This window comes from Streptococcus parasanguinis, assembly GCF_001069785.1.
Classification (GTDB): Bacteria; Bacillota; Bacilli; order Lactobacillales; family Streptococcaceae; genus Streptococcus; species Streptococcus parasanguinis_T.
In genome coordinates this window covers 1-374 of the sequence record NZ_JVSR01000062.1, presented here as the reverse complement: position 1 = coordinate 374, position 374 = coordinate 1, and the positions used below count along the sequence as shown (strand labels likewise).

The window sequence follows — 374 nt, the reverse complement described above, 5'->3', positions numbered from 1 at the left end:
GTAACCGTTGTTCGTGAAGATAAGAATGGAACGAAAGCTTCTGCAACTTACACACCAACAGTATTACCTGTAACACCTGAAGCAACACCAGCTGAAACAACAGACATCCAAGGTGCAACTCAAACAGGTAAACCTGAATTCAAGGGTGGAACTGTAACGGTTGATGGCGTTGAAAAGACTGTTGAAATCAACGAAGATGTTCCAGCAACATTCGATGATGGATCAACAACTAAGACAGTTGAAGGTGTTGGTACTTACACAGTAGCAGCAGACGGTACAGTTACATTTGTTCCAGAAAAATCATTCGTTGGAACTGCCCCAGCAGTAACCGTTGTTCGTGAAGATAAGAATGGAACGAAAGCTTCTGCAACTTA

General features: G+C 42.5%; 1 protein-coding gene. It reads left to right on the top strand.

Annotated elements, in window-relative coordinates:
• Nucleotides 1-374: hypothetical protein (locus tag ADG03_RS05105; protein WP_049520965.1), on the top strand; the 374-nt coding region annotated here is incomplete at both ends.